The sequence below is a fragment of the Streptomyces sp. NBC_00490 genome (genome assembly GCF_036013645.1).
GTDB lineage: Bacteria > Actinomycetota > Actinomycetes > Streptomycetales > Streptomycetaceae > Streptomyces > Streptomyces canus_F.
In genome coordinates this window covers 2,148,677-2,173,902 of sequence record NZ_CP107869.1, presented here as the reverse complement: position 1 = coordinate 2,173,902, position 25,226 = coordinate 2,148,677, and the positions used below count along the sequence as shown (strand labels likewise).

Genomic DNA, 25,226 nt, shown 5'->3' with positions numbered 1-25,226 from the left:
GCGTGCGGCCATGGACGCACCCATCGGACACTTCGACAACGCCCGGCCCGCCCCCGACTGCCTCGACGAGCTGACCGCCCCCGTCGCGGACGCCGTACGCCGCTGGAGCGGCAGCGTCCCCGCCGAGCAGATCGTCTACGTCGAGACCGACCCGCAGTGGGCCGACACGGCCGTCTTCGTGCAGCACTACGGGCAGGAGCTGCTCGAACAGTCCGCGAACTGCGTCATCGTCGCGGGCAAGCGCGGCGGAGAGTCCCAACTGGCCGCCTGTGTCGTCCTGTCCACCACCCGCGTCGACGTCAACGGTGTGGTGCGCCGCCAACTGGGCGCCCGCAAGGCCTCGTTCGCCTCGATGGACACGGCGACGGGGGAGAGCGGCATGGAGTACGGCGGCATCACCCCCGTGGGACTCCCCGCCGACTGGCCCGTCCTGGTGGACTCGGCCGTCGTCGACCTGCCGTACGTCCTTGTGGGCAGCGGACGGCGGCGCGGCAAGCTGCTGGTGCCGGGGAAGGCGTTCGCGGAGCTGCCGGGTGCGGTGGTGCTGGAGGGGCTCGGGATCGCCTGAGTCCCCGAGCTCAGGCCGCGGTGTGATGGGCGAGGGTGTGATGCGGGTCGTCCTCACCCGGCAGCGGTGCGGGGTCGGCGTGCACCAGGGCCGCGGTGAGCCGGGGGACCGCGTGCAGCAGGGCGTGCTCGGCCTCGACGGCCACCGCATGGGACTGACGTACCGTCATGTCGCCGTCGACGACCACCGCGACCTCGGCGCGCGCAGCCGGTGCCCGATCCAGCGCAGCCGCAGCTCACCGACCTCGCGCACGCCCTCGACCTCCCGCAGGGTGTGCTCGGCCCGGTCGACGAGCGCCGGGTCGACGGCGTCCATCACCCGCCGGAACACCTCGCGCGCGGCGTCCCGCAGCACGAGAGCGATGGCGGCGGTGATCGCCAACCCCACGACGGGGTCGGCGAGTTGCCAGCGCAGGGCCGAGCCGCCCGCCCCCAGCAGCACGGCCAGTGACGTGAATCCGTCCGTACGGGCGTGCAGTCCGTCCGCGACTAGCGCGGCCGAGCCGATGTCCCGGCCGACCCGGATCCGGTACCGGGCCACCCACTCGTTGCCCGCGAAGCCGACGAGCGCGGCGACGGCGACCGCCGGGACGTGCTGGACGGGACGCGGGTCGAGGAGCCGCTCGATCGCCGTCCAGCCGGCGAACGCCGCCGACGCGGCGATCGTCAGCACGATCGCGATGCCCGCGAGATCCTCCGCCCGCCCGTATCCGTAGGTGAAGCGCCGCGTCGCCGCACGCCGGCCGATGACGAACGCGATCCCCAGCGGCACGGCGGTCAGCGCGTCCGCGGTGTTGTGCACGGTGTCCCCGAGCAGTGCGACCGACCCGGACAGCACCACCACGACCGCCTGCGCCGCCGCCGTCACGCCGAGCACCGCGAGCGAGACCCACAGGGCGCGCATGCCGCGCGCCGAGGACTCCAGGGCGGAGTCCAGCTTGTCGGCGCTCTCGTGGGAGTGGGGCGTGAGGAGGTGGGTGAGGCGGTGGCGGAGGCCCGAAGGGGTGTGATGGTGGTGTCCGTGTTCGTGGTGACGACGGTCGCTCACGTGCTTCCCCTTCCGGTGCGTGTAGTGGACGTTCCCCGCCCACGGCGCCATTATGTGCGTATGAGCGCACGCACGCACCTGTCACCTGCGCATCATGCGCACCCGCGTACTCCCGGCGACGAACAGTTCGCCCTCGCCGCCGAACTCCTCGCCCTCCTCGGCGACCGCACCCGCCTCGCCCTGCTGCACGCCCTGACCAGGGGAGAGGCCGACGTCACGACCCTCACGGAAGCCTGCGGAGCGGCGCGTCCCGCGGTCAGCCAGCACCTGGCACGGTTGCGGCTGGCGGGGCTGGTGACCACACGGAAAGAGGGGCGGCGGGTGATCTACGCACTGCGGGACGGGCATCTGCGGCGGCTGGTGGACGAGGCGCTCAGCGTGGCGGACCACCGGCTCGACGACCGGCCGGTGCACGACTGAGACGGCTCAGTACCCGGACCCCTTGCCCAGGTACTGCTCCGCGAAGGCCGACGCCGCGGACGGCGAACCGAAGAGGCGGCGCAGCCGGGCCAGGGTGGTGCCCGCGCGGTAGGGGTCGCCGGAGGAGGTGCCGTGGTAGATGCCGGAGAGCCACTGGGAGAACTCCTGGTAGTCCCAGACCCGGCCCAGGCACGCGGACGAGTAGCCGGACAGTCCCGTGCCGTCGCCCTTGCCGAGCTGTGCGACCAGCGCGTCGCCGAGCACGAACGCGTCGTGCAGGGCGAGGTTCATGCCCTTCGCCGCGATGGGCGCCGTCAGATGGGCGGCGTCCCCGGCGAGGAAGAGCCGGCCGAACGCCATCGGCTCGACGACATAGCTGTGCATGTCGAGGACGCGCTTCTCGATCAGCCGGCCCTCCGTGAGGGGCGGTGCGCCCGCCGCCCCCAGGCGTTCCCGCAGCTCGGACCAGACGCGGTCGTGCGACCAGTTCTCCGGGTCGTCGCCCGGCGGGCACTCCAGGTAGTAGCGGGTGACCTCGGGGCTGCGGGCCATGTGGCCGGCGAAGCCGTGGGGGTGCATGCCGAACACCACGCAGTCGTTGGACGGCGGGGCCTCGGCGAGCAGCGCCAGCCAGCCGATGCCGTAGTCGTAACGGGAGACGTGCGCGCGCTCCGGCGTCACTACGGCGCGGGTCGCACCGCGTGCACCGTCACAGCCCGCGACGAAGTCACAGTGGATCAGCACCCGTTCACCCGACTCCGGGTCCGTGTACGACACCGCCGGGCGGTCCGTGTCCAGGTCGTGCAGCTCCACGTCCCGCACGCCGAACCGTATGTCGCCGCCGCGCACGTCGGCGTACTCGCGCACCAGGTCGGTCACCAGCAACTGCTGCGGATAGATCCAGTGGTGATGACCCGTCAGTTCGGCGTACTCGAACCGGTACCGCTCCCCGCCGAACCGGAACTCGCACTCGGCGTGCCGCTGCGCCCGCTCCAGCAGGTTCACCGCGAGGCCCCGCTCCTCCAGACCGCGTACCGCCCACTCCTCCAGCACCCCGGCCCGCGGCCGCCGCTCGATGAACTCACGGGTCTCGATCTCCAGGACCACACAGTCGACGGAGGCGGCCCGCAGAATGTTCCCGATGGTCAGCCCCGCGGGCCCGGCGCCGATGACGACGACCGGACTGCGGTGTACGGCACCGGAGTTGGAGTGGGGGGTGGGGGAAGTCATCCGAGCATTATGTCCGCGCCCTGTCGCGGCCGGGAACCGAGTACCGTGGAAATCCGGGTGACCGTGCGGTGCTCGCGAGCGGGGTGATGGGTTGGACGGCGTGGTCGCTTGGGTGCCTGCCGACTTCTACCGTCCCGTCGAGGGTGGCCTTCAGTGCACCCTCTGCCCCTTCCGCTGCCGGCTGCGCGACGGTGACACCGGCGCCTGCAAGGTACGCAGACGGGAGGGCGACCGGGTGCTGACCGCCACCCGGGGAACCACCGTCGAGCACTGGTCGTCGGTCGAGCGCAAGCCCTTCTACCACTTCCGGCCCGGCCTGCCGCTGCTGACGCTGGCCCCGCCGGGCTGCTCGTTCCGCTGCGACTACTGCGTCAACCACCGTGTCTCCCAGTACGGCAGGGACCCCGACAGCCGCGTCGCCCCGCGCGACACCGACCCCGAGGCACTGGTGCGGACCGCGGCGGAACGGGGCGGCGGCATCGCCCTGTCGTACTCCGAGCCCTCCCTCGCCGCCGAGCTGACCCTCGAACTCGGCGCGCACGCGCGGACGTCGGGCGTCCCGGTGGTCTGGAAGAGCAACGGCTTCCTCACCCCCGAAGCCGTGGAGCGCGTCGCCCCGGTCCTCGCCGCCGTCAACATCGACCTCAAGGCGGCCGGCGAGGAGGAACACCGCCGGCTCACGGGCGCGCCGCTCGCCCCGGTCCTGGAGACGATCCGGTCGATGAAGGCAGCGGGGGTGTGGGTGGAGATCAGCACACCGCTGATCCCCGGGACCAGCGCCGAGGACGAACAGCTCGCGAGGATCGCCGAGTTCGTCGCCGGGCTCGGCCCCGACACCCCCTGGCATCTGCTGCGCTTCACCCCGACCTACCGGATGCACCGCCAACGGCCCACCTCACCGGAACGGTTGGGGAGCGCGATGCGGATCGGGCGGGACGCGGGACTGCGGTACGTGTACGTCGAGCGGGCGCTGGGCGCCGAAGGACGCGCCACCCGATGCCCGGGGTGCGGTGCCGAGGCGGTGTCGCGCGGGGTGTGGGGACAGGCCGAGAGCCGCCTGCGCGACGGGGGCTGTCCCGCATGCGGGGAACGGATCGCGGGTGTGTGGAACGACGTCGGAGCGAACGAGGGGAACCGAGGATGAGCACCGAGTACCGCTTCGTGGAGGACCTGCCGGACCTGATCGACGCGTCCGAGTACGACGAGCATCCCGACGGACGGCTCGTACGGCTGCGGATCACCTGGGACGAGCAGGGCGTACAGGTGCTGGGCGACGCCTTCCGGCCCGACCTGTTGGAGGCCCTGCTGGAGAAGATGGGGCCGGACGCGGTGGAGCAGATGCTCTGCGGGTGACCAGGGGCCCGACTCGCCTGACCGGCCCTAGAGCCGGCCCAGGATCTGCGTGAGCACCCGCCGCAGCTCCTCCCCGCCCGGTTCCGGAGCCAGCACCCACGCGTCCGGACCCTCGGGCGGCACCGGGTGGTGCGGATAGTGGACCCGCAGGGTCAGCGCACCGGGCACGGGCAGCGGGAGCTCGTGGGCATGGGTCAGCAGCAGGGTGCGGGGCTCGCCCGAGTCCACCGCGGCGAGGCTGCGCGCCGCCTCACGGGCCAGGGCCGCCGCACGCACCGGGGCGGCGGGTTCGGGCATGACCGGCGTCCACAGCCGGCGCAGGTCCGCCGCCGACGTCAGCCGGTCGGGCGGGCCGAGCCCGTCGAGACGTACCAGCGCCACCGCCCGCTCGGCCTCCAGCAGCGCCGCCGCCAACAGGTGGGCGCACAGCCGCAGACAGCTGCCGACCTGACCCTGCGCCGCGGCCCCCGTGTCGAGGACGAGCACGGCGTCCCGCTCGGTCCACGGCAGCCGGCCGCGCCGCGTCCGGTACAGCAGGGCGTCCTGGGCCCACAGGGCGTTCAACAGGGATGCCGGGAGCGCCATCTGACCCGGCACCAGACGGTCCGGCGGGCCGTGCCGGGCCCACTGGGCCGGGGCCCCGGCGGTGGTCGGGCCGGGCACGTCGTCGCCCAGCGGCACCGGCAGCCGCGACGGCAGGCCGGGCAGCCGGGCGGCGGCCTCCGCGGCCGAGGCCCACGGCCCCTCCGCGAGCCGCAGCGGCAGCGCCGGGTCCTGGCACACCGCGTCCGGACCCAACAAGGCCAGCAGCGGCAGGAGTTCGCCGTGCACCCGGTCGAGGGCGGCCGCCAGTGCGTCCGCAGTCACCGAGCGCCGCTCCGGCTGCTCACCGCTGCCGCGCAGCCCCCACTCCAGCGTCGTCCGCAGCTCCTGCGGCGGGATGCCCGGCGGCGGGACGCAGCGCGGGTCCGGCGGCAGACGGGACGCCACCACCGCGCTCAGCGCCGGATGCGCGGCCCGCGGCCAGCCGAGCTCGCGCAGGGCGCGGGCGGCCCGGCCCTGGTGCAGAAGCCGCCGTCCCGCGGGCGCCGCCGGCCGCAGCAGCGCCGAGATGTCGGCGAGCGCGTCCAACGGGACGGCGGCGTCGACCGCGGCGGCCATGGCGCCCAACTCGGCCAGATACTCGGGCGGTTCAGGAAGCGACGGACCGGGCTCCGTGGTCTCCTCGGAGGTCAGCACGTCCCACAGGACAACGCGACCGCCGCTGTACGTCGTCGCCAGGCGGCGTCCGTCGGGGGACCAGCGCACGGACCACACGGACCCCGGCGGCGGGCCGTCGGGTTCCAGGGCCATCGCGACCGTGCCCCGGGCCACGTCCCACACCTCGACCACCGAGGTCGCCTCACCGGGACCCGGCGCGGCGAGCAGCGACCCGTCCGGCGACCAGGCCAGGGCCGGCGCCCAGCCGCGTCCGCCGGGCGTGCCGAACTCCCGTTGCACCCGCCAGGTGAGCGTCGACCACACCACCGACGGACCCTGGCCCGCGGGCGGTGTCGCGGCCAGCCGGCTGCCGTCCGGCGACCAGGCGACCCGGGTGGCGAACGCGCCGGAAGGCAGGGCCAGTCGGCGGGCGCGCTCCATACGCGGCATGTGCCACAGCACCACCGCGCCCGCGGTGCCGGCCGCGAGCAGCGTCCCGTCGGGGGACCAGGCGGGGCGGCCCGTGCCCTGGGGCAGGTGCACACTCCGGGGCTGCCGCGCGGGGGCGCCCCGGGCGTCGAGGGTGTGCACGTAGAGGTGGGTGGGCGCGGGCCCTGGCTCGGGCACCGCGAGCGTCGCCGTACCGTCGCGGGGCGCCGGGCACCATGCGGGCGCCTGACCGCCCGGGAGGACGGCACGCGTCTCGCCGCTGTCCGGGTCGATGACCGTCAGTCCCGTCTGTCCGTCGCGGGAGGCGCAGGCGAGCAACTCGGCGGGCCCGGGGGAGAGTTCGAGGTCGTGGGCGCCGCCCGCCCCGGTGGCCGCCGTGGCCGTCCATTCGGTGCCGGGCCGGCCCGGGGTCCGGGCGGCGAGGGTGCCCGGTTCCGTCTCCAGCACGCAGCGGCCGTCGCGCGCCGACCAGGCGACCGCGGGGGCCCACAGCCGGTCCCCGCCGTCGTGGAGCAGCGTCGGCCCGGCGATCCGGGGCGCGCGGTCGCGCAGCGACGGCAGCGTGCGGCCGACGGACCGGCACATCGCCGCGGCCCAACTGCGCAACAGCACCCCGACCCGGCGCTCCGCGGGATACGGGGCCGCGTCCGGCAGCTCCCACAGCTCCGGCCCCGCCAGCACCCGGCCGGTGGGCGACACGCTCAGGTCGCGGGCCGAGGCCGCCCGCGCGGGGAGGTGGGCGACGGTTTCCAGCGCACGGTCCAGGACGAGCAGCGCCCCCTGGTCCGTGGCGGTCACCAGGAACCGTCCGGTACGGCTGAAGCCCAGCCCGAGCACGGCACCCGACACCGCGGTGTCCGCGAGCGCACGGCCCGTGGCGCGGTCGACCAGGTGGACGCCCGTCGCGTCCGCGAAGGCGAGCGCGTCCCGGTCGGGGGACCAGGCGAGGGCGGTGACGGCCGTGCGGCCGGTGCGGGGCGCGAAGTCCATGCGGACCGGGGAGACGCTCCACAACTGCAGTGCGGTGGCGGTCGCCAGACACAGCTGACGGCCCTGCGGATCCCAGGCCAGCGCGACCACGGGGTCCACGGTCGGCAGCGCGGACGAGGTGAGGGTGCCCCGGTGATGGAGCAGCACACCGCTGCCGGCGCAGGCCACCCACAGCCCGTCGGGCGACACCGCGAGCGTGTGCGCGCCCGCCGGCACCGCGAACCCGTCGTCCGCGAGGGCCCCGCTGTCCCCCTCGTACACCTCCACCCGCCCGCCCCGCAGCACGAACACCTCACCACCGTCAGGACCCCACGCCACCGCCTCCGGCACCCCCTCGCCGGACGCCGACCACAGCACCCGCCCCGTGTCGTCACGGCAGGTCAGAGCACGATCCGTCAACTGGAGGAACACGGTCCCGTCACGGGAGAGCCCGGCACACGGCCCGTCGCCGCTGAGGGCGAGAAGACGGCGGGGGGCGGGTGGCGCGGGGGCGTCGGGGGCCGCGGTCATGACCGCCCCGGGGGGCGGGGAGGGGGCGGCCGACGTCGTACGGTCCCGGCGCGGCGCGGCGCGTCCGGTGCGGCGGCTCCGGCCGGACGCGGCCCTTCCGGTACGACGGTGAGGGCGCCCGGCGAGCCGACGTCCCGGGGCGTCGGTGCGGGGTACGCCGACGCAGCCTCCTTCAGCCCGGGTCCTGCCGCCTCACTGTCGGCAGGATCGCCGGTTGCTGCGGTGTGGGCGTGGCTTGTCGGTGTGGCCGGGTTCGGGTCGTTGTGTGCGTGGCGCTCGGGTTGTGCCGCGTCACCGTTGGCGGGTTCGCTTGTTCCGGGGGTGTGGGCGTGGCTTGTCGGTGTGAGCGGGTTCGGGTCGTTGTGTGCGTGGCGCTCGGGTTGTGCCGCGTCACCGTTGGCGGGTTCGCTTGTTCCGGGGGCATGGGTGTGGGTGTGGTCCGGCGGGGTGAGGGGGCTCGCGTCCTCGCGCGCCTGACCCGCGGGTTCTGCCGCGTCAACGTCGGTGCGTGGGGAACTCGTCGGCGCGGTTGGCCTCACGGTTCCTCCGTCGCGTCCAGTGCCGCTGCCTCGTATCGTCGCGCCGCCTCCAGGAGGTCACCCGCGGAGCGGTATGCCTCGGCGGCGCCCTCGTGGTCGCCGAGGGCGCGCAGGCGGGTGGCGCGTTCCAGGGCCTCGCCGGGATCGTGGAGGGGGGTCGGGTCGGTGGGGTGGGGTGAGGTGGTCGTGCCGGCCAATGATTCCAGCGCGTCCAGGAGTTCGCGGCCGGCTTTGGAGAGGCCGCTGGACACCTCGACCGGGTCCGGTGGGGTCCACAGGGTCCAGACGGGGACCATCGGGGTCAGGGGGAAGCGGTGCCGGCCGCCGTGCCAGCAGACCACCGCGGACGTGCCGTCCAGGGCGAAGAGGCGGGCGCGGGCCGACGGCGGCAGCGGGGGCGCCAGGGTATGGGCGGACTCCAGGAAGAGGCTGCCGGGGCCGAGCCGGCGCAACGGTATGCCGAAGGGCAGGTCCCGGGCCAGGCCCGCCGGTTCGAGGAGCAGGTGGCAGCCGGGGCCCGGCAGCAGGAACCCGGCCTCGCCGAGCGGGCGGCCTGGCAAGTAGCGGCGCAGCAGGGGGAGTTCGTCGTCGTGCAGCAGCACCGCGTCGACCGCGGTCCCGGCGTCCGGGTCCGCCACGACCCGGACCTCCACCGAGGGTTCCCGCGCGCCTTCCGGCAACCCCCGGTTGGCTGCCGGGGGTTCGGGCGGCACCCCCACCAGCCGCGCCGGCACCGGTGCGGGCGGGCCGAGCGGCTCCAGCCGCAGCGGAGGCCATTCCTCCCGGTCGCCGACCAGCCACAACTCCCCTTCGGGTACCGGGGAGTACAGCAGCGCGTCGGACACGGGAGAGTGCAGTCGTACGTCCAGCAGCAGCCGCTCGCAGGACACGACCGGGCGGCACACCGAGGTCCTGGGGAGGGCCGACAGGGCGACAGTCAGGGCGTGCGGGACCGCGTCGGGGCCCTCCAGGGACACCAGCGTCGTCTCCCGTTCCGCCGGGTCCGTCCCCTCCAGCGCGCGCACGCGTACGGCGAGCGTCGACACCTCCACGCCGAACGCCAAAGCCTGGCGGACGACCGAGGGGAGCAACTGCGGGGCGGTGAGCACATGGAGCGTGCGGCGGGCCGTGGTGCCGGGCGGGGCGAGCGGCAGCCGGCAGACCAGGTCCACCACGTCGAGCCGGGGCCAGGACAGGACATCGGCCAGTTGTCGCGGGCCCCCCGCGAGCGCGCCGTGCGGGAGGACCGGCAGGGCCTCCGCGCCGTGCAGGGTCAGTAGTTCGGCGCCGACGGCCGGGCCGATGACGCTGAGGAGCCAGACCGTCGCGCCGCCGGGCTCCGCGTGGCAGCTCCATTCCGCCGCCCCCGCGTTCCGCAGCGCCTCGATCGCGCCGAGGGCCCGGTGCGCGGCGGGGAAACGCCCGGCGACCCGCCATTCGACGGCCGGGGGCGGTGAGTAGGGCACCGGCGGCACCGGTGCCGGGGTGTCCTCGTCCGGGGGGCGTGCCGGGCGCACGCTGAAACGGATGCCGTGATCGGAGCCGGCGCCCGGCTGACGCGGCGGATACGCCGGGGGATGGGCGGGCGGCGTCGGCGGGGGAGCACCCCGGGTCGCCGGTCGGGCCACGAACGGGGTCGGCGGGGCGCTCGCGGTGTCGCTCTCCGAGTTGATGCGGTTGAGCAGACGGCGCAGCGGGCTCTCGGGGCGGTCCATCGGTCAGGGGCCCTCCGCCCGGCCGGTGTCCGTCGACGCGTGCGGCTCCCCGGCCGTGGCGTCGACAGGGCCCGCGGCCTGGCCTTCGGCTCGCCCGGTGTCCGTGCCGACGGCGGGTTCCGACGGGAGCCAGGCCGCGGAACCCAGGCGGTCCGTGGCCCAGTCCCGCCAGCGGCTCAGGACGTCGGCGCCGCCCGGGGCGTCGTAGGCCGCGCGGAAGAGGCGTGCGCCCCAGTCGAACCGCTCGACGCGGTCGGCGGCCTCCACGGCCCAGTCCAGCATCAGCCGACGCTCCGAGCGGGCGGCCAGGGACGGCAGGCGGGCCTCGATGCGGGGGAAGAGGCCGAGCAGCGGGCCCGCGGGGCCGCCGTCGAGGCGGTCGGCGAGGGCGCGGGCCAATTCGAGGCGCAGCTGCTGCGGACCCTTGCCGATGGCGTCGGCGCCGGCAAGTAAGTGCCGGGCCGGGGTGATCTCACCGGCGAGGAGCAGCTCCCAGGCGGCCTCCAGGCGGCGGCCCCGCTCCTGCCAGCAGCGGGCGGCGAGTTCGGGCCGGCCGAGGAGGCGGTAGCAGCGGGCCGCCTGCTCCGGGTGCCCGGCCTGGCGGTAGGTGCGGGCCGCGTGCTCCAGGTCGCCCGCCCGCTGATAGGCGTCGGCCGCCGACCACTGCCAGCCCAGAAGGTCGTAGCAGCGGGCGGCCTCGGTGTGCGCCTGGGCCTCGGAGTAGCAGCGCGCGGCCTTGAGCAGCAGCCGGGTGCGCCGGCTCACGATCTCTCCTGTTCACCCGAGGCCTCGGTCTCCTCGTCCTCGGATCGCAGGCCGGCCGCAGGCTGCGGGTCGTGCCGCCACCGCGGTGGTTCCTCGAACGGCGAGATCTCCTCGACATCGGGCCTGCGGGCCAGGACCTGCCCCAGTTCGGCGCTGATCCGGTCGTGCTCGGCATCGTGCTCGGGGCCGGAGCCGGAGCCGATGTCGTCCACCTGGAACAGCTCGACCTCTCCGGTCTCCGTGTTGAAGCGGAACCGCACACGCACCCGCATCGGTCAGTTCTCCATCCCGAGATCGAGCTCGAACTCGATGTCGATGCCGTCCTCGGACTCCTGCTGGCGGACACCGGTCGCGCCGTGCTGCCGGGCGAAGTCGAGCAGGGCCCTCTGATAGGCGGTGGCCAGGACGCCGTTGACCGCGCGCAGTCCGTCCCGGCCGAGTGCGGTGATCCGCTCCCGGTTGCGGGTCTCCAGGTCGGCGCGCACCCGTTCCCGCTCCTCGGCCAGCCGGGCCCGCGCGTCGGCGTCGGCGGCCTCCTGCAGCCGTGCCTGCGCGGCGGCGGCGGCCGTCGCCGACTCCCGGTCCGCCTGCATCCGCAGCCGGCCGGCCAGCTCGCGCGCCCGCTGCACCGCGTCGGCCTCGGCCGCCACCTGCGCCTCGCGCTCGGCCACCTCACGGGTCCGCCCGGCGAACCCGTCGGCGTAGTACCGCCCTTCGGCGCTGCCGGTCGCCTGCTCCCGCACCGCGCCCCGCAGGGTCTCGGAGGCGCGGCCCTCGGCGGTCACCGAGTCCTCGAGGCGGGCGGTGACGACGAGTTCGCCGGTGCCCGGGTCGTAGCGGACCTGACCGTCCGGCAGGGTCAGTACATGGCCGCCCTGTTCCACGTGCCAGTCGTCGGCCGTGGCGAGCGTGCGCTCGAAGACCAGGCGGGTGGCCTGTCCCAGGGTGCCGCCGAAGGGATGGCGCACCTCCAGCTCGCTGACCACGGAGTCGCTCGCGCGGGCGCGGCGTTCCAGGGCGAGTTCCCACGCCTCGACGACGTCCCGGGTGGCCTCGACACGGACCCTGCGCGGATTGCACATGTAGCTGGTGTCCCCCTCATTCCGCAGCGGGGGCGCGCCCGGAGCGCGCCCTTCGGTGTGCGTCAGCCCTGGTCCAGCAATTTCAGAGTCTCGTCAATGATACGCGCGACCTCCCCTTCGCCCTCTCGGTTGCCGGGAACCGCACGCCTCAACTCCAGTCTCAGGGCGTTGAGTTGTCGCAACACACGTTCGACCGCGGCGGGCGGCGAACCGGCGTCGACCTGGCGTCTGAGGATCCGGGCCTCGGAGACCAGGCGCTGCATGGTGCGGGCCGGCTCGTCGGGATCCTCGCCCGGCCCGCCGGTACGGCGCCGCACCGCGTCCCGCACCACCGTCGCGTGGGCAGGGTCGGACCAGAAGTGCTCCAGCGGCCACAGGTCGGCGGGTTCGGCCCGCACCCGCTCGGCCCGCAGCGCGGCGGCCGCCACCAGGCGCTGTCCGCGGATGATCCGGCGGTCCGACAACGTCACGCCCTGGCCCAGGAGTTCACGGACCAGCTCGGCGTACTCGGGGGTGACCGCGCTCAGATCGGCGTGCGCCAGCTGGCGGCCCAGACGGCCCAGCGCGGCGGGCTCGATCCAACTGTGCCCGTCACCCTCGGCCGGGGTGCCCCGTGCGGACCCCTTCGCCAGCAGCTCGTCCAGCCGGTTCCCGGCGACCGGCGGGATCGTCAGCCTGAGCAGGAACCGGTCGGCGAAGGCCAGCAACGACGGGTCCTGCGGCAGACTGTTGGCGGCGCCGACGAGGGTGATGAGCGGCACGGACTCGATGTCGTGGCCGTTGTGGAACACCCGCTCGTTCATCACCGTCAGCAGGGTGTTGAGGATCGGGCTGCCGCTCTGGAAGATCTCGTCGAGGAAGGCGACCTGTGCCGTGGGCAGCATCCCCTCGGTGCGGAACCGGTACTGGGCGCCGTTCTGGAAGGCGGGCACGTCCACCGGCCCGAACAGCTCGGCCGGCTCGGTGAACCGGGTCAGCAGCCGCACGAAGGGACGGCCGCCGAGGCCCGCGGCGAACCGGCTGACCAGGTCCGTCTTGCCGGTGCCGGGCGGGCCGAGCAGCAGCACGTGCTCATGCGCGATCACCGCGACCTCCAGCAGATCCAGAGCGAGCCGCCGCCCCACGAAGTGCTGCTCCACACTGCGGCCGAGCGCCTTGAGCCGCCGCACGGCCGAGAGGTCCTCGTCGCTCCACGTGGTCGTCGCGGTGGTCATCGGCGCTCCGGGAAGGTCGCGAAGGTCATCGGCGCTCCGAGATCATTTCCAGGCGCCCCTGCTGGAGCCGGCCCACCAGCCAGCCCAGCCGGCGCGCGTCCGGTTCGATGCCGTGCATGTGGCGGCCGACGAACGCGTCCCGCATCAGCGAGCGCAGTTCGTCGCCGTTGCGGCCCGCGGTGGCTTCGGCGATCAGTTCCAGGACCTCGTCGTCCAGGGAGATGTGATAGCGGCCGGCGTGGTGGCGCAGGATCGCCCGGCGCGCCGTGACGTCGGGCAGCGCGATGGCGATCGAGCGGAACCGGCTCGGCCGCAGCAGCGCCTTGTCGATGATGTCGATGCGGTTGGTGGTGCCGATCACCAGCATCGGCACCTCGGGCCGGAAGCCGTCCATCTCGGTGAGGATCTGTGCGACCACGCTGTTGCCGGCCCGGGTGCCGCCGTCCGGTCGGCTGCTGCGCTCCATGGTGATCGCGTCGATCTCGTCGAAGACGATGACGGAGGGTGCGCTGCGCCGCGCCGACGCGAAGATCTCCCGCACCTTGCGCTCGCTCTCGCCGACGTACATGTCGGTGACCTCGGGCCCCGACACCACCTGGATGGTGGCGTTCATGCCGTTGGCGATGGCCTTCGCGAACAGGGTCTTACCGGTGCCGGGCGGGCCGTAGAAGATGATGCCGCGCGGGACGAGTTCGGAGCGCACCTCCTCCATGTCGTCCGGCAGACTCTGGGCCCCGCTGATGATGGCGAGGGTCCGCCGGATCTCGTCCTTGACCTCCTCGTAGCCGCCGATGTCGTCCAGCGTCACATTGGGCACCTCGAAGTGGGAGGACTGCTGCGCCTTGAAGGTCAGCAGGGTCTCCCGCAGGTCCTGGAGCGTGGGCCGGCTCGACTGCTCGCGGTGCTGCTCGTGGGCGTACCGCATGGCCTGCCGCAGCCGTACGGGGTTCATGCCGGCCACGTGCTTGTAGAACTCGCGCGGCTGGAACCCCTCGAAGGTCCCGGCCTCCTCCCGCGTCACCAGGGCGACTCCCAGCAGACTCTCCTCGTGCTCCGGTGTCCGGACCTTCGGCGGCAGACCGCTGAGGGTGACCCGGGCGCTGAACCGCTCGGCCAGCACGTCCGGCAGCGGCAGGGTCGGGTCGGCGAAGGCCAGGACCAGCTGGTCCGGGAAGGCGTACAGCAGCTCGACCAGTTCGCGGGCCTCGGCGTGCCGGCCGAGGTCCGCGCTGCCGGCCAGCAGGTCGAGGTGGGTGAGGACGATGACGTCGCCCTCCTTCAACTCCTCGAGCTGGGCGCGGAGTCGGGCCAGCCGCCGCTGGCGGGTGTTCATCGACGCGCCGGACATGTCCGCGACCGGATCGTCGGAGGGGCGGCCGGCGCTGTCCTCGGGGGAGTCGTCGTCGAGGCGGATGCCGCGGCACTCGGCGAGGGTGACCATCTCCTGCCACAGGTGGGTCACGACGAGCTTCTCGCTGATGACGAGGACGGGCAGTCCGCTGCGCAGCAGGGAGGCGACGGCCTCGATGTGCGGGTAGTAGGCGAGCCGGACGGCCTCGGCGTCGGTGATCTTCTCCGGGTGGGCGGCCGGTTCGGGACCGGTGGGGGACTCGGCACCGGTGGCGGGACCGGGTTCGGTGGGGGACTCGACCCCCGTGTCCGGCGGTGGCGGCTCGTCCTTGACGAGTGACCGTACGCCCGGCGGCGCGAACAGCGGTGTCCCCGGGGCGAGTTCGGTGCGCAGCCGGACGTCCGGACCGAACTCCGACCAGGGCCGCTCCAGCAGCTCCGCGTCCAGCGGGTCCAGGAGCCACACCTCGCACGAGGCCAGCACCTCCCGCAGCGGGCGGTCGCCCGAGGCGCCGAGCAGGTCCATCCGGCCGTCGTGGTCCGCGGTGGCCAGGCGCAGGGGTCGGGTCATCGGTCCAGCACCTCGCGCAGTCCCTCGAACTCCCGCACCCGGCCGTAGACACGGTGCAGTCCCACGCCCGTGCGATACCCCTCGAGCATCCTGCGGCGGCGCAGTTCCCCGGGGTGGCGGCGGGCCAGGACGGCCAGGGGTTCCCACCAGTCGAGCGTGGCCCGCGCCCACTGTCCGCGCGTGTCGTCCTCCAGCAGCCGGGCCGGGCTGTCGCCAACCAACTGCCGTATGTCGTCGGTGAGTCGGCGGTAGTGCTCGCCGTGGTGCAGCAGTGCCGTCTCGTACACCTCGTACACGACTGTTCTCTCCCCCGGGGTGAAGCGGAACCGGCGCAGCAGCGCCGCGCGGTGGCGGGCGGTCTCGGGTGAGGGCGGCGGTGCCGCGAGGGCCGCGACCGCCGTACGCCGGCCCTCGGGGTGGTCGAGGAACCGGTCGAGGAGCTGACCGCACTGCTCCCGCGCGTCGGGCGGAGGGTCGTCGAAGAGCGCGGTGAGGGGGGAGGCGCGCAGCAGGTCCGCCCGCAGCTCGGCGTCGACCGGCGTCGCCGACAGCGCCCGGCCCACCAGGCCATGACGGCACATCAGATCCCGTACGGTACCTGTGCCGTTCACCCCGAACACCGCCTGGCGGGCGGTCGCCGGGTCGTCCCGCAGAGCCAGCGCGGCGGCGACCATCAGCGGCTCCAGGCCGGTCGGCCCGCGATCGCCGAGCGGCGGGTCGGACAGTCGCAGCCGGGCCGCCGTGACCCGGGCCAGCCGCTCCAGCAGGGCGACGGGGTCGTCCGCGGTCCCGTGCGGCCGGGCCGAGGTGGTGGGGGGCGGTGAGGGTGTGCCGCCGGGCGCCGGTTCAGTGATGGCCCAGTGAAGGATGCGTACTACGGTGCTTGTCAGCGTCGTCATCGAGGTTCCGGATCGGACAGGGGGCCATCCAGTCGTCGGAGGAGGCGTAGCAGGTCAGCACCCGCCGACGCGAGGTGAGGTTGATGAGGGCGGCCACCTGCCAGGGGCGCCGGAAGGTGTCCCGGTGCAGGTCGATGTCGGTGCGGGAGAGGCCGATGGTGCGTTCGGTCTGGAACAGGTGCGTGTGGTACCAGCCGACCAGCTGACGGTCGCCGAGGGTGCGGTTCATCGCGCCGAACGAGTCCCCGGTGAACGTGAAGTGCATCAGCGAGGCCCCCGAGTGCTCGGCCGGGAGCACCTCGTCGACGATGACCGCGTGCAGCTCCGGGACGTCCGCCCGCCGGAAGGCCCGCCCGACCAGGAAGCCGCCCTCCTCGATCTCGGTCGACAGCTCCATCTCCATCAGCCGCCGCCGCACCCCGGCGCCGAGCAGCACGGTCACCGGTGCCTCGGTATCGGTCAGTTCGATCCCGTACTCGGCGAGGTCCAGCAGCGGGATCTGGGGTTCGGCCGCCGGACGGATGCCGAACGCCAGCCGGGTGGAGCGGGAGGTGTCGATGTCGTCCGTGCCGTCCACCACCGGAGGCAGCCGCTGGGCCGAGTCATCGTCCTCGGGCGAGGGCAGCCCCGCGATACGGAACGCCCACCGGCGCTCCTCCGGGGCGAGCTCACGGGCCAGCCGGGCGAGGATCGGGCCGACGAGACTGTTCACGGAGTAGGGCTTCTGGTGGACCACGCGTCCCTCCATGTGGATCTTGACATGGATGTACCCGAAGTCGGCACGGAGATTGGTGAGGTGCGGGTCTCCCTCGTAGGTGTCGGGGCCGGGGTCGTTGCGCAGCATCAGGACGAAGCGCGCGTTGCCCTTGAACGGGGCCGTCTCCGCCGCGAAGGCCGGCTTCAGCAGTGAGATCAGGGCCTCGGTGCGCACCAGTTGCCGTGACTCGCCCCGGAACAGCTCGATGTCAAGTGCCATCGGCCACCCCGTCCGTGGGCCTTATCCGCAGGGCGCCGACGCGCAGGGCGCCGTCCTCGGGAGGCGGGGCCGCCATCGGCGGCTTGCCCCCGATGGCCTCGATCATGGCCGCACCTTCCTCGGTCTGGGCCCAATAAGCCGCGATCGGGTTGAAACTGTCCGTGATCTCGTAGTTACGATACCCAGCCATGTCCACGAGCATCTGGCACAGCTGGCCGAAGTCCAGGGCCGGACGCCAGGAGTGCGCCAGCACCCCCAGACAGACGGCCCCTTCGGCCTGGGGGTACTGCGGATCGGGCCCCTTGATGTTGGGGTGGAAGATCGGGCTCAGCCAGAAGACGGCCGGGGCGACCAGCGGGAAGTCCGGGCCCAGCAGGATCAGCGCGTTGTGCCTCTCCTGCAGTTCCGGGCGCGGGAAGGTGTTCGCGTTCTGCTGGTCGGGAAGGCGCAGACCGGATCCCTTGAAGCGGATCTCGTAGTCGGTGGGGAACTCCGGGTCGTCCGTGTCGACGATCTCGAAGTCCGCGTGCTGGTCCGCGTAGCGCTGCATCTCCTCGCGGACCCGGATGATCGCCTGCATCCGCAACTGGGCGTTGCCGGCGGTGGCTTCGGGATAGACGTTGAGGGTCTCGCCCTCGCGCACCCCCGCTTCGTGCAGGGACTGCGCCGGGTCGAGGCGACGGAAGCTGCCGTCCGGCTGCTGGTGGTCGACGACGGTACGCGGGCGGCGCCCCATGCGGCCCTCGTAGTGGGCGAGCACGGCGGCGGCGATGTCCCGCACCGGCGTGATCGAGGGCACGCCCGCCAGGTCGTAGGGCTGCTGGTCGGGGCCGTTGACCCGGAGCGCCTCCAGCAGATAGGGGCGGTGGTCGTACACCTCCTGGAGGAGCTCCAGGTCCGCCGGGGCACCCGCGCCGACCAACCGCCCGCGCAGCGCGTCGATCTGACCGGGCGCCAGTTCGTACGTCAGCGACATCGCGATCTGTCCGACCTGGGCCTCCTCGCCCTGGCTGACGAAGAACATCTCGGCCTGGGGGTCGACTTCGCGCACCTCGTGGATGAACGCGGCGTGGTGGGTGCTGCACACGAAGACCAGCGTGGGATACCGCTCCGCACCGGAGGGGCCCGCCGAGCCCGGGTGCGTGGCGTGCGGCTCGGCGCGGGGCGGCGTCGGCGGCTCGGTGACCGGCTCCAGCGCCTCGACCGAGGCCCGGAACAGGGCGTTGCCCGGGTACTCGTTGTGCACCGCGCGGGCCAGCTGGGCCTCGCCGTCCACGAGCACGCCCGCGTCGATCAGACGGCGCGCCTCGGACCAGTAGACCCGTGACGTCGCGTCCACCGACGGCAGCCGGCTCTCCGGGAAACCGATGGTCCGCAGGATGATCTCGCCCTCCCGGGGGTTGATCACCCGCTCCAGCTCGTTGTACAGCTCGTCCCTCACCCGGCACCCTCCGTTGTCGCGCGGCGTTCCTGGCCCGACTCGCCCGGCGCACCCACCGGTTCAGCCGCGGTCGCGGCCAACTCGACGTACCGCAGCCCCGATCCGTCCCGCCGGGCCACGGGCAGCACTTCGCGCGGCGCCACCCCCAGTGCGCTCAGCCGCGCCGAGGCGGGCGCGGACCGCAGCCGGGAGGTGACGGCGGGCACCGCCGCCCGCCGCCGCACCGGCCTGCTGAATCCTGCCCAGGTGAGGGGCTCTTCGCGCATGTCCACGTGGTCCAACAGCTCGGCCACCGTGGCCCCGTGGTCCAGCGGCAGCACCGGAACCCCGTCGGGAAGCCGCTCGTGCAACGGGCAGCCGGGGTCGGGCCGGTCGCGCGGCGCGGTCCCGGACAGCGGTACGGCCAGACCGGCGGCGTCGATCCGCAGCGGCGCGTCCGGCACGGACAGCCCGAGCAGCAGTCGTACGGCGAAGTCGGCCAGCCAGGTGCCGACCAGCGCGGACACTGGGGCCGAGGCGCCCACCGCACCGGCCGGACCGGGTGCCGCGCACGACCAGGGGTCGTCCTGCACCGCTCGCTCGGCCGGACCGAGGCCGCAGGCCCAGCAGCGTCCGCCCGGCGGGAACCAGGCGACCTCGCCGCCCCACGCGTGCGTGCCGCCGTCGAGCATGCCCGTCCCGGCGAGCGTGCACCGCCCGGCCAGCGCGATCCGGGCCGCCCGGCTGTCCAGCGCGCCCACCACCAGGTCGGCCGCGCGCAGTTCGGCCAGCCCGGCACCCGAGACATGCGGCGCCTCGCGCGCGTCCACCACCGTGTCGGGCGCCAGGTCCGTCAGCGCCCGAGCGAGGACGCGCGCCTTGGGCCGGCCCACGTCCGCCGCACGGAACAGCGGACAGCGGCTGAGGTTGCTGACGGCGACCGTGTCCGGGTCGCACACCACCAGCCGGCCCAGACCGGACAGGGCGAGCGTCTGAGCCACGGTGTTGCCCAGCGCCCCGGCGCCCGCCAGCACGACCGTCGCCCCGGCGAGCCGCTTCTGGTCCCAGCCGGGGATCAGGGCGTGCCGCGCGAACCGGTCCCCGGTCACCGGGTGTCCCGCAGGGAGTTGAGCATCAGACACGGCACCCCCGGATGCTGCGCCTTCCAGTCGTCGTAGCAGACCAGGCCGTGGTCGGGGTCCCGGTGGACGGCGCTCGCGCAGGTCGGAGCGTGCGGCGAGCAGGTGCAGTGGATGACCACCTCGTCCGGGCGGAAGGTGTGGCCGCACACCCAGCACCGGTGCCGGGTGTGCGCTCCGCCGCCCGGACCCGGGTGGAGCCGCAGCAGGGGGTGGTCGCCCTGCAGCCGTACGGTGGACAGTTCCGGTGGCGGCGGGTTGGCCTCGTCGAGCCCCGAGTGGAACAGCGCGGCCGTCGCGGAAGTCTGCGCGCCCGCCTCGGGGTTGAGGCAGTCGAGCAGTCGGCTGCGGTGCTTGAGCACGACGCCGGGGCCGGTCTCCGCGCGCTCGATGGAGATCTGCTCGCCCAGCCGGAAGGAGTGGTGGCAGACGGGGCAGGTGGTGCCCGCCGAGCCGAGTTTGCGCAGCAACTGCGAGGTGACGACGGTGACCTCCTCGCCGGGCTCGTCGTCGTCCCAGCCCGGCAGGGCGTCCGACTCGCGGCTCCCGCCCGCCTGGCCGAGCAGGAAGTCGTACGCCGCCGGGCTCGGTCCGCCGACGGTCTCCGCCCGCGTCTGGGCGCGCTCCCGCTCCTGGCTGCGGCGGCGCCGCTCGGCCACGTTCACGCCCTGGGGGACGTGCACGCTCACGGTGCGGGGCCGCGGGTCCGTCATACCGTGTCGCCCTCCCGGGCTCGCACCTCGCGCCGCAGGTCCGGCAGCCCGCGCGGGCCGAGGCCGACGCCCGCCCGGCCCCGGTCGAAGGCGCCCTCCCAGGACGCGCCGAGGGCCAGCGCCGCGTAGTAGTCCCGGCAGAAGGCCAGCGCGTCCTGGTCCGCGAGCCGCTCCGGGGAGCCGATGACCTCCTGCGCGTGCGGGGCGAGCACCTTCGCGTAGCGGCCCAGATGACAGGCGTTGAGCACGACCACGCTCACTCCGCCCACGGCGTGCAGGACCGCGGCGAGGGCCTCGGCGGCGACCGGGGCGACCGAGCCGTCGTCCTCCTCGAGGAGCAGGTGGCCGCTCGGCGCGCCGTGTCCGCCGAAGTGCAGGACGTCCGGCTTGTGTTCGGTGAGCGCCGGGATCACGTCCTGGCGCCGGGTCGCCGCCGACAGCCGGATGTCGAGGGCGCGACGGCTGCCCCGGCGGGCGGCCTCCTCGATGGTGCGGTATTCCAGGCGCAGTTGGAGCCGCGACTCCTCCTTCGGCCCCGCGAGCAGGCACAGGACCGTGAGTTCGTCCGGCGGGACGAGGAGGGCCGGCTCGTCCGGCGGGGCGGCGGGACCGGCCGTCACCGAGCGCAGGACCGGGTTGCCCGGATAGTCCTGGGCGGCTTCCGCGAGCAGGTCCTCCAGGGTGAACCCGAACGCCCCGTTCTCGATCAGTCGGCAGACCGCGAACCAGGTGCTGAGCGGCGCCTGGGCGCCCCCGAACTGCGGCAGCCGCGACGGGTCCGCGCCCAGGCGGTAGAGGAGCTGCTTGGCGTCGGTGGCGTCCTCGTAGAGGGTGGCGACGACACGCAGTACTCCGTCGCGGTGCAACCGCACAGCCGTCAGTGCCGCCATGGGCGCCCCCTCCCGTCGTGCCTCGACTGTACCGGCCGGGACCGATCTCCGACTCGGCTTCCACCAACCGAAGTTGATCAGCCGTCAGGAGAATGTGGAGGGCAGGTGCACTCATCCGGATGCTCTGCCTGAAGCAGGGCCCGGCCGGGCAACGTTCTGTGATAGTTGGTCTTCCACGCGGTTCGACGGGGAGGAGACGCGGGGGTGGTGGAGTTCCGGGGGCGACGGCCCGGCTCCGGCGACGGAGAAGAGGCGGTCTTCGACCTCGAGGCGGAGACGGGGGAACACGCCCGGTTCGACCTGCCTCCCTTCCGGGTGCGGCGCTACCGCCGGATGCCCGGCCGGCATCCGGTCATGGTGCAGGAGGCGGTGGGGCCCGACGCCGAGCGGCAGATGCGCCGCCACGCCGAACTCTTCGGCAGTGTGGCCGACTTCCACGGCTCGCAGGTGCCCCGGCAGCTCGCCCATGTCCTCGCCTACGACCCCTCGGAGCGCCCGCACAAGCTGATCCTCGACTGCCGCGGTGAACGCCTGGCCGGCTTCGCCTCCCCGGACCGGCTGCACGGACCGAGACTGCGCAGGGTCGTCCAGGACCTCTTCGAGGCCGTCGCCGCACTGCACAAGGCCCGGCTCGTGCACGGCCGGATCAGCCCCGAACACCTGTGGTGGGACGAGGCCGAGGGCCTCCAACTGGCCGGACTGGAAGGCGCGGTGTACGCCACCGAGCCCCTGCCCGACCGGCCGGTCACCGACTGGGACGCGCCCGGCTTCCGGCCCGGGCTGCTCGCCTCCGCCGACCAGGACGTGCTCAGTGCCGCGCTGGTGGCGTTCTGGATGGCCACCGGCGAGACCCTGCCGCGCGGCGTCTCCAACCCGCGCGTCCACAACCTGGTCGCGCAGGGCCATGAGGACTGGCTCCAGGACCTGCTCCGCTCGGCGTTCCCGCTGGGCTCCACGGTGACCCCGCCCGCCCGCGAACTGGCCCGCAGGCTGGCCGAAGGCGACGCCCCGCAAGGACTGCTGGAGCGCCCGCTCGCGGAGCGGGAACGGGCGCGCGAGGCCCACGCCCGCGAGGAGTTCCGCGCCCTGCGCGCCCGGCAGGCAAGCGGCGCCGGGAGCCTGCGGGCCAAACGGCATGTCAGCGCCGCCGCAGGACCACCGGTGTGGTGGCGGCGGGTGGGACAGCGCCTGCGGATCCTCCCGGACCGTCCGCTCCGCGCCCTCGGCGCCGTCGAGTGCCCGATGTGCCTGCGGGCGCTGAACTGGGACACGGCCGAGCGGGTGGTCCTCGACGCGTCCGGCGAGATGGTGCCCGAGCGGGACCTGCCCGTCCACTCGGACGCCGAGCGCAACGCCCAGCTCGCCCGCACCTATGTGGTCTGCCCGGGCAACGACGACGTACCGCAGCACGAACTCCCCGACCGCTACCCGATGTTCGGCACCGAGCCGGTTCGCATCGGGCTGGTCGGCGCCTCCTCCACCGGCAAGTCCCACCTGCTCGCCGCCATCATCGACCAGGCGCGCAAGACCACCGTCATGCGGCGCTACGGGCTGCGCGTCGAGGCGCTGGACCCCCAGCGCTACCACCACTACCTCAACGAGGTCGTCGCGCCCTTCATTGACCGCCGCGAGGAACTCCGGGCCACCGCCGACCGGCCCGAACTGCGTTACGCCACCGGCCTCGTCGTCACCGACGAGCACTCCGGCCGATCGCACAGCGTGATCTTCTTCGACGTGGCCGGCGGCCGGCTGGAACGCCCCGGCCGGGAGGCGGACTTCCTCAACCGGCTCAGCGCCCTGCTGTGCGTCGTCGACCCCACCCGCATCCCCGGACTGACCTCGCACGGCGGGGCCACCGGCCGCGACCCGGCCTTCGAGCACGTCCGCCAGCGGCTGCGCCAGCAGGCCGACCCGGCCGTCCCGTTCCTGCCGGTCCCGTGCGCGCTGGCCGTGACCAAGAGCGATCTGCTGCGCTTTCGCGGATACCGGGAGATCGACGACTGGCTGCACGAAAAGCCCGACGCCGAAGGCGACTTGAGCACCGTCCAGCGGGAGAGCGAGGACGTGTACGCCTTCCTCGCCGCCCGCGGGGGCGGCGACTGGCTGCAACTCGCCGGCGAATGCCTCGGCTCCACCCTGCACCTCGCCTCCGCCACCGGCACCGGACCCCGCGAACAGGGCGACCGGGCGGTCGCGCGCCGCTTCGACGAGACGCTGTTCCGCCAACACCGGGTACTGCGACCGCTGTTGGCACTGTTCGCGATGAAGGGCGTCATGACCGGACCGGCCGCGGACGCCCTGCTGCGCGGAGGGGGCCACGGCACATGAGCCCGCCCCCGCACGGCGGTCCGCGCGCCGACATCACCGTCTACCGCTGGTCCGAGCGCTCCCTGACCGGACGCGGCGACGTCGGCCCGGTCACCACCTCACTCGACCGGGAGGCGCTGCTGCGCTGGAACAGCCGTATAGAGAACATGGTGTGGGCCACCCAGGAGCACCCCGGTGACACCGCCCCCGGCTTCGTCTACCTGCGCTACGGCCCCGAGGCGGCCGTCCTGCGCAAGGTCCCGGTGCGTGACCCGCACGGCCGCGCCGGCTCCACCCTCACCCACGTCCTGACCGGCCCGGCCACCGGCATCGACCTCCCCCTCGCGCTCGCCGCGTGCCGCAGCGACTGGGACGACTGGCTGCCCCCGCAGGTCCGCCAGGACGCCCTCCTCGACGGGAACACACCGCAGGAGTCCGCCTCGGAGTCGCCGCAGCGGGTCCCCCTGGACCTGGTCCGCCGACTGCTCCTGGAGGAGAAGCGGCTCCTCGACGCCCTCGACACGGCCGCCGCCGACCTCCCCGACGAGTTCCTCCTCCGGCTCGCCGAGGCGCTGATGGAGGAGCCCGGAGCACCCCTGACCGTGCTCGGCTCACCCGTCGACGGCGAGGTCGTCATCCATGTGCTGGCCGGGCTGCTGGGCCGGGTCGTCGCGGGCAGCTGGAGCTTCGCCACCCGCGAGGAGAACGACGGGGCCAAGGACCTGCCCCAGTTCGTCTTCGTACGACGTGAGGGTGCCGGCACTCTCCAGTCGGCGCGGCGCCGCATCCACGCCGAAGCCACCCCGGGACCCGGCGGGCCCCTGCGGGACCAGGCCGCGCGGCTGGTCGCCTTCCAGCGGCGCCGCGGCGCGGACGCGCTGACCCGGCTGGCGCCCGCGCAGCCGATGGGCACCTCCGCGCAGATCCGCGACTGGGCGGCGGGACACCAGGTGGCCCCCGGGCTGATGAGCGACGTCACGAGTCTGCTGGAGGCCGCCCCGCGCGGCGACCTGACGCAGAAGGAGGACGCGTATCTGCGCAGCCCCACCTCGCTGCCGAGGGTGCAGCTGGAACTGGACCGGCTGACCGAGGGCCAGCTGGCCCACCTGGTGGCCCTGTGGCGGGCGGACACCCTCGAAGCAGGGCCCTACCGGCACCTGCGGCCCGAGATCCACACCTGGGCACTGCACCGCTGCCTCGACGCGGGAGCCCACGGCGGCGCCCCCGACCTGGTGCGCGAGCTCGCCGTACGGCCGCCCGAGGACCAGGTCGTGCTGCGCGTGCTGCACGAACGGATGGAGCGCGCCGCGCACCGCCGCGTCAGCTTCGACGTGCTGCCCCTGCTGCGCACCGCCCAGCAGATCGGCGTCTCCCGCAAGGCGCTGGACGACCTGATGAGGGTGATGGTGGAGCGCTTCGCGATGGCCGACCTGCTCAGCGAGGTCGAACGGATCAGCCGGGTCGCACCGGAGCAGGCCCGCGCCCTGCTGGAGAACTGCGTCCGGCGCCGCGACGCCGGACGGGAACGCCGCGACCCCTTCGACGTACTGCGCCGCACCGGGTTCCTCGCCGAGGCCGTGGACCGCATGGCGCCCCAGAGCCCCTGGCGGGCGGTGCGTCTGTACCGGCTCCTCCTGCTGTGCACGGTGGGGGAGTCGGTCGGCCAGCGCGAGGTGATGGACGTCCTGGAAGCGGCGGGCCGCACGCCGTCGCCGTATCTGCTCCAGGCACTGGCGGACAGCTGCCGCCGGGGCAAGGCCCAGGACACCGTCTTCGCCGCCGTCGTCCAGCAGTACTTCCGGGAACATCTGCCCGCCCGGCCGGACGACGGGCACGACCGCGATCCGTCCCGCCGCGACACCTGGTACTGAGGAGAGG

At 74.0% G+C, this 25,226-nt stretch carries 20 protein-coding genes and 1 pseudogene; 6 read left to right on the top strand and 15 right to left on the bottom strand.

Annotation, left to right across the window (positions count from 1 at the left end):
• Positions 1–10 precede the first annotated feature (10 nt).
• Entirely contained in the window at positions 11–568 is a 558-nt protein-coding gene (locus OG381_RS09735; protein ID WP_327715727.1) for a YbaK/EbsC family protein, read from the top strand.
• Between the two features lie 10 nt (positions 569–578).
• Here OG381_RS09735 and OG381_RS09730 read toward each other — a convergent pair.
• Positions 579–1,615: pseudogene (locus OG381_RS09730) on the bottom strand (cation diffusion facilitator family transporter).
• A gap of 60 nt (positions 1,616–1,675) precedes the next feature.
• On the opposite strand from OG381_RS09730, the gene OG381_RS09725 reads away from it, so the two are divergent.
• Complete coding sequence (locus tag OG381_RS09725) at positions 1,676–2,035, top strand: ArsR/SmtB family transcription factor (protein WP_327715726.1); 360 nt, start codon at positions 1,676–1,678, stop codon at positions 2,033–2,035.
• A 6-nt stretch (positions 2,036–2,041) separates the two neighbouring features.
• Here the strand turns inward: OG381_RS09725 and OG381_RS09720 are convergent, their stop codons facing one another.
• Positions 2,042–3,265, bottom strand: coding sequence for a 4-hydroxybenzoate 3-monooxygenase (locus OG381_RS09720; protein WP_327715725.1), 1,224 nt, complete (start codon positions 3,263–3,265; stop codon positions 2,042–2,044).
• 112 nt (positions 3,266–3,377) lie between these two features.
• Between OG381_RS09720 and amrS the strand changes: the two genes are divergently transcribed.
• The gene (amrS, locus tag OG381_RS09715; protein ID WP_327715724.1) at positions 3,378–4,409 is read left to right on the top strand and encodes an AmmeMemoRadiSam system radical SAM enzyme; all 1,032 of its coding nucleotides are present in this window, start codon (positions 3,378–3,380) and stop codon (positions 4,407–4,409) included.
• Positions 4,406–4,618, top strand: a complete 213-nt coding sequence (locus tag OG381_RS09710; protein ID WP_327715723.1) for a radical SAM-modified peptide, FtsH ternary system-associated — start codon at positions 4,406–4,408, stop codon at positions 4,616–4,618. Before amrS ends, OG381_RS09710 begins: the two co-directional genes overlap by 4 nt.
• Positions 4,619–4,645: 27 nt before the next feature.
• Here the strand turns inward: OG381_RS09710 and OG381_RS09705 are convergent, their stop codons facing one another.
• The 13 genes from OG381_RS09705 to OG381_RS09645 form a co-directional block, all read right to left on the bottom strand.
• Positions 4,646–7,768 carry a hypothetical protein gene (locus OG381_RS09705; protein ID WP_327715722.1) on the bottom strand — a complete coding sequence of 1,041 codons (3,123 nt, stop codon included), beginning with the start codon at positions 7,766–7,768 and terminating at the stop codon, positions 4,646–4,648.
• A 535-nt stretch (positions 7,769–8,303) separates the two neighbouring features.
• Positions 8,304–10,022: a hypothetical protein gene (locus OG381_RS09700; RefSeq protein WP_327715721.1), complete on the bottom strand. Its 1,719-nt coding sequence runs from the start codon at positions 10,020–10,022 to the stop codon at positions 8,304–8,306.
• A gap of 3 nt (positions 10,023–10,025) precedes the next feature.
• Complete coding sequence (locus OG381_RS09695) at positions 10,026–10,787, bottom strand: hypothetical protein (RefSeq protein WP_327715720.1); 762 nt, start codon at positions 10,785–10,787, stop codon at positions 10,026–10,028.
• Complete coding sequence (locus OG381_RS09690; protein WP_327715719.1) at positions 10,784–11,059, bottom strand: hypothetical protein; 276 nt, start codon at positions 11,057–11,059, stop codon at positions 10,784–10,786. Before OG381_RS09690 ends, OG381_RS09695 begins: the two co-directional genes overlap by 4 nt.
• A gap of 3 nt (positions 11,060–11,062) precedes the next feature.
• Positions 11,063–11,869 (bottom strand): hypothetical protein, encoded by an 807-nt coding sequence (locus tag OG381_RS09685; RefSeq protein ID WP_327715718.1) that lies wholly within the window; start codon positions 11,867–11,869, stop codon positions 11,063–11,065.
• Positions 11,870–11,931: 62 nt separating this feature from the next.
• Positions 11,932–13,083, bottom strand: a complete 1,152-nt coding sequence (locus OG381_RS09680) for an AAA family ATPase (protein WP_327715717.1) — start codon at positions 13,081–13,083, stop codon at positions 11,932–11,934.
• Positions 13,084–13,108: 25 nt separating this feature from the next.
• Positions 13,109–15,004, bottom strand: coding sequence for an ATP-binding protein (locus tag OG381_RS09675; protein WP_327715716.1), 1,896 nt, complete (start codon positions 15,002–15,004; stop codon positions 13,109–13,111).
• A complete protein-coding gene (locus OG381_RS09670; RefSeq protein WP_327715715.1) occupies positions 15,001–15,903 on the bottom strand; it encodes a hypothetical protein in 903 nt (300 codons plus the stop codon). The genes OG381_RS09675 and OG381_RS09670 overlap by 4 nt, the downstream gene beginning before the upstream one ends.
• Positions 15,851–16,879: a JAB N-terminal domain-containing protein gene (locus OG381_RS09665; protein WP_327715714.1), complete on the bottom strand. Its 1,029-nt coding sequence runs from the start codon at positions 16,877–16,879 to the stop codon at positions 15,851–15,853. Before OG381_RS09665 ends, OG381_RS09670 begins: the two co-directional genes overlap by 53 nt.
• Complete coding sequence (locus tag OG381_RS09660) at positions 16,869–18,320, bottom strand: ubiquitin-conjugating enzyme E2 (RefSeq protein ID WP_327715713.1); 1,452 nt, start codon at positions 18,318–18,320, stop codon at positions 16,869–16,871. Before OG381_RS09660 ends, OG381_RS09665 begins: the two co-directional genes overlap by 11 nt.
• Entirely contained in the window at positions 18,317–19,408 is a 1,092-nt protein-coding gene (locus tag OG381_RS09655) for a HesA/MoeB/ThiF family protein (protein ID WP_327715712.1), read from the bottom strand. Before OG381_RS09655 ends, OG381_RS09660 begins: the two co-directional genes overlap by 4 nt.
• Complete coding sequence (locus tag OG381_RS09650) at positions 19,405–20,151, bottom strand: hypothetical protein (RefSeq protein ID WP_327715711.1); 747 nt, start codon at positions 20,149–20,151, stop codon at positions 19,405–19,407. Before OG381_RS09650 ends, OG381_RS09655 begins: the two co-directional genes overlap by 4 nt.
• Positions 20,148–21,041, bottom strand: a complete 894-nt coding sequence (locus tag OG381_RS09645; RefSeq protein WP_327715710.1) for an effector-associated domain EAD1-containing protein — start codon at positions 21,039–21,041, stop codon at positions 20,148–20,150. The genes OG381_RS09650 and OG381_RS09645 overlap by 4 nt, the downstream gene beginning before the upstream one ends.
• A 204-nt stretch (positions 21,042–21,245) precedes the next feature.
• On the opposite strand from OG381_RS09645, the gene OG381_RS09640 reads away from it, so the two are divergent.
• Complete coding sequence (locus OG381_RS09640; protein ID WP_327715709.1) at positions 21,246–23,369, top strand: hypothetical protein; 2,124 nt, start codon at positions 21,246–21,248, stop codon at positions 23,367–23,369.
• Positions 23,366–25,219, top strand: coding sequence for a hypothetical protein (locus OG381_RS09635; RefSeq protein ID WP_327715708.1), 1,854 nt, complete (start codon positions 23,366–23,368; stop codon positions 25,217–25,219). Before OG381_RS09640 ends, OG381_RS09635 begins: the two co-directional genes overlap by 4 nt.
• The last annotated feature ends 7 nt before the right edge of the window (positions 25,220–25,226 follow it).

Coding starts and splice junctions, on each gene's coding strand:
- OG381_RS09675 (WP_327715716.1), bottom strand. CDS start 15,004: ATGACCCGACCCCTGCGCCTGGCCACCGCGGACCACGACGGCCGGATG.
- OG381_RS09725 (WP_327715726.1), top strand. CDS start 1,676: ATGAGCGCACGCACGCACCTGTCACCTGCGCATCATGCGCACCCGCGT.
- OG381_RS09720 (WP_327715725.1), bottom strand. CDS start 3,265: ATGACTTCCCCCACCCCCCACTCCAACTCCGGTGCCGTACACCGCAGT.
- OG381_RS09665 (WP_327715714.1), bottom strand. CDS start 16,879: ATGGCACTTGACATCGAGCTGTTCCGGGGCGAGTCACGGCAACTGGTG.
- OG381_RS09700 (WP_327715721.1), bottom strand. CDS start 10,022: ATGGACCGCCCCGAGAGCCCGCTGCGCCGTCTGCTCAACCGCATCAAC.
- OG381_RS09735 (WP_327715727.1), top strand. CDS start 11: ATGGACGCACCCATCGGACACTTCGACAACGCCCGGCCCGCCCCCGAC.
- OG381_RS09705 (WP_327715722.1), bottom strand. CDS start 7,768: ATGACCGCGGCCCCCGACGCCCCCGCGCCACCCGCCCCCCGCCGTCTT.
- OG381_RS09650 (WP_327715711.1), bottom strand. CDS start 20,151: ATGACGGACCCGCGGCCCCGCACCGTGAGCGTGCACGTCCCCCAGGGC.
- OG381_RS09710 (WP_327715723.1), top strand. CDS start 4,406: ATGAGCACCGAGTACCGCTTCGTGGAGGACCTGCCGGACCTGATCGAC.
- OG381_RS09680 (WP_327715717.1), bottom strand. CDS start 13,083: ATGACCACCGCGACGACCACGTGGAGCGACGAGGACCTCTCGGCCGTG.
- OG381_RS09670 (WP_327715715.1), bottom strand. CDS start 15,903: ATGACGACGCTGACAAGCACCGTAGTACGCATCCTTCACTGGGCCATC.
- OG381_RS09685 (WP_327715718.1), bottom strand. CDS start 11,869: ATGTGCAATCCGCGCAGGGTCCGTGTCGAGGCCACCCGGGACGTCGTC.
- OG381_RS09635 (WP_327715708.1), top strand. CDS start 23,366: ATGAGCCCGCCCCCGCACGGCGGTCCGCGCGCCGACATCACCGTCTAC.
- OG381_RS09645 (WP_327715710.1), bottom strand. CDS start 21,041: ATGGCGGCACTGACGGCTGTGCGGTTGCACCGCGACGGAGTACTGCGT.
- OG381_RS09690 (WP_327715719.1), bottom strand. CDS start 11,059: ATGCGGGTGCGTGTGCGGTTCCGCTTCAACACGGAGACCGGAGAGGTC.